This is a genomic window from Paenibacillus sp. P5_B5, from assembly GCF_056400365.1.
On the sequence record NZ_JBFULK010000044.1, the window covers coordinates 1 to 2,162 of the forward strand.

At 40.7% G+C, this 2,162-nt stretch carries 1 protein-coding gene and 9 tRNA genes; 1 reads left to right on the plus strand and 9 read right to left on the minus strand.

Annotation, left to right across the window (positions count from 1 at the left end; genetic code table 11):
* A partial coding sequence (locus AC1DOK_RS24345) for a hypothetical protein (protein ID WP_477556876.1) occupies nt 1-180 on the plus strand: 180 nt, incomplete at its 5' end.
* A gap of 1,012 nt (nt 181-1,192) precedes the next feature.
* Here AC1DOK_RS24345 and AC1DOK_RS24350 read toward each other — a convergent pair.
* The 9 genes from AC1DOK_RS24350 to AC1DOK_RS24390 form a co-directional block, all read right to left on the minus strand.
* Nucleotides 1,193-1,266 (minus strand) — tRNA-Pro (locus AC1DOK_RS24350).
* A gap of 19 nt (nt 1,267-1,285) precedes the next feature.
* A tRNA-Arg gene (locus AC1DOK_RS24355) sits at nt 1,286-1,362 on the minus strand.
* Between the two features lie 8 nt (nt 1,363-1,370).
* A tRNA-Gly gene (locus tag AC1DOK_RS24360) sits at nt 1,371-1,445 on the minus strand.
* Between the two features lie 6 nt (nt 1,446-1,451).
* Nucleotides 1,452-1,531: transfer RNA gene (locus AC1DOK_RS24365), tRNA-Leu, on the minus strand.
* A 16-nt stretch (nt 1,532-1,547) separates the two neighbouring features.
* Nucleotides 1,548-1,623 (minus strand) — tRNA-Lys (locus tag AC1DOK_RS24370).
* 92 nt (nt 1,624-1,715) lie between these two features.
* Nucleotides 1,716-1,791: transfer RNA gene (locus AC1DOK_RS24375), tRNA-Thr, on the minus strand.
* A 7-nt stretch (nt 1,792-1,798) separates the two neighbouring features.
* A tRNA-Asp gene (locus tag AC1DOK_RS24380) sits at nt 1,799-1,875 on the minus strand.
* 40 nt (nt 1,876-1,915) lie between these two features.
* Nucleotides 1,916-1,992: transfer RNA gene (locus AC1DOK_RS24385), tRNA-Met, on the minus strand.
* Between the two features lie 22 nt (nt 1,993-2,014).
* A tRNA-Val gene (locus tag AC1DOK_RS24390) sits at nt 2,015-2,090 on the minus strand.
* Nucleotides 2,091-2,162: the final 72 nt, after the last annotated feature.

The following is a 2,162-nucleotide window of genomic DNA, read 5'->3' on the forward strand; positions in this document are numbered from 1 at the left end:
CTTGCTATAATTAGAGCTGATTGCTCAAAATTTCTTGCTAGCTTGTCTCAATCACTTACGCCGAAGCGCTCGTTCTCTCAACGTTTTGAGGTTAATAACCTCTTGTATTTCTTCACTCGTTGTTCAGTTTTCAAAGGACAATTTGTTTTATTACGCCTTAGCCGTGTTTCTCTTGGCTAGAAAACTAATATAACATATTTATCAATTTGATGCAAGTGATAAATATTTCCAATCACTCACTATGTTATTTTGTCTTCACCGCTAACTTACCGCGGGAGGAATTACAATATACCATAGCTTTTAAGGAGATGCAACCCCTTTTTTGATATTATTCGACATGAACTTACTCTCCTTTATTACAATAATACCTGTATCAAACAGATTAGTAAGTTTCGTTCACTTTATCATTCACTTCATCCTTACTTGTCAAAGGATATGACCTATTACTTAATACATTTACTTGCTCACAAGTCCAATCTCTTAAAGACATCGACAACCTTGAACCTTTGGTAAAGACCAAAGAAGTTTTATAAGCACTAAAAATATTAGCTTAGTAGTACAATCTATGACACTAGAAGAAGCATAGTATTAGTATCTTTGTTTACTTACACCTAAATTAGAGCATTAAATAAAGTAATAAATATTCAAGGCTCTAAAGATTGACGGAGAGGTTACAGATATTTAGTAAAATCTCAACAAGCTATTTCGATAATGTAATACCAATGATTCTACATAAATATATTAGCAGCGCAGTTTAATTGAATTGATGTGGAACTCAATTACGTATGGAACTTTATATAGAATACATAATAGAGGCATCATTACATCATTCTTCGTTAGGAGATATAGCGGTTCTATCATAGCCTCTATCCCACTTCCAAGAATATAAGACTAATATTATGTGCCTCAATTTTCAGTTGACAATTACTACGAGAATCACTAGCTAAAATGAAGATTCCAGCATGATCAGCAGAATTCATAAAATTATATACTACAATTATTCAGCTCATCATGGGTAGTAATAATAAACTTTGTTCATTACGATTCATATCGATCTATATTAATCAACACCCTGAAACCTATACTTTGTATAAGGAAAAATGGAACAAAAAAAGACTACACTAGTAGAAAATCTACTAAGAGTAGTCTTTTGTTTGATTCGTATAACTAGTACAGAGTACATCAGTTAAAATCGGGATGACACGATTTGAACATGCGACCCCCTGGTCCCAAACCAGGTGCTCTACCAAGCTGAGCTACATCCCGAAAATATTTAAAGTAAAAATGGCGCGCCCTGAGAGATTCGAACTCCCGGCCTTTTGATTCGTAGTCAAACGCTCTATCCAGCTGAGCTAAGGGCGCAAAAAATATGGAGCGGAAGACGGGAATCGAACCCGCGACCCTCGCCTTGGCAAGGCGATGCTCTACCGCTGAGCCACTTCCGCATTCGATGCGCGTAGAGGGACTTGAACCCCCACGGTTTCCCGCTAGATCCTAAGTCTAGTGCGTCTGCCAATTCCGCCATACGCGCGCATCGGGATAAATACTGGTGAGCCATGAAGGACTCGAACCTTCGACACCCTGATTAAAAGTCAGGTGCTCTACCAACTGAGCTAATGGCTCTAAACAAACATCAGGTAAACAAGGATTTAACACCTTGTCAGAATGGATTTAAACCCAAACCTTTAGCTATAAAGCTAGTACCTAGAAAAAAATGGTGCCGTCGAGAGGACTTGAACCCCCAACCTACTGATTACAAGTCAGTTGCTCTACCAGTTGAGCTACAACGGCATAATAATGGCGGAGCCGACGGGATTCGAACCCGCGGTCTCCTGCGTGACAGGCAGGCATGTTGGGCCACTACACCACGGCTCCGCGATAATTTCATGAAATATGGTGAATTCATAAAATTGATTGGTTGCGGGGGCAGGATTTGAACCTGCGGCCTTCGGGTTATGAGCCCGACGAGCTACCGGGCTGCTCCACCCCGCGTCATTATAAGCATATAGAATTATGGTGGAGGCTAACGGGATCGAACCGCTGACCCTCTGCTTGTAAGGCAGATGCTCTCCCAGCTGAGCTAAGCCTCCGGAATAAATAGTGGTGACCCGTAGGGGACTCGAACCCCTGTTACCTCCGTGAAAGGGAGGTGTCTTAACCAC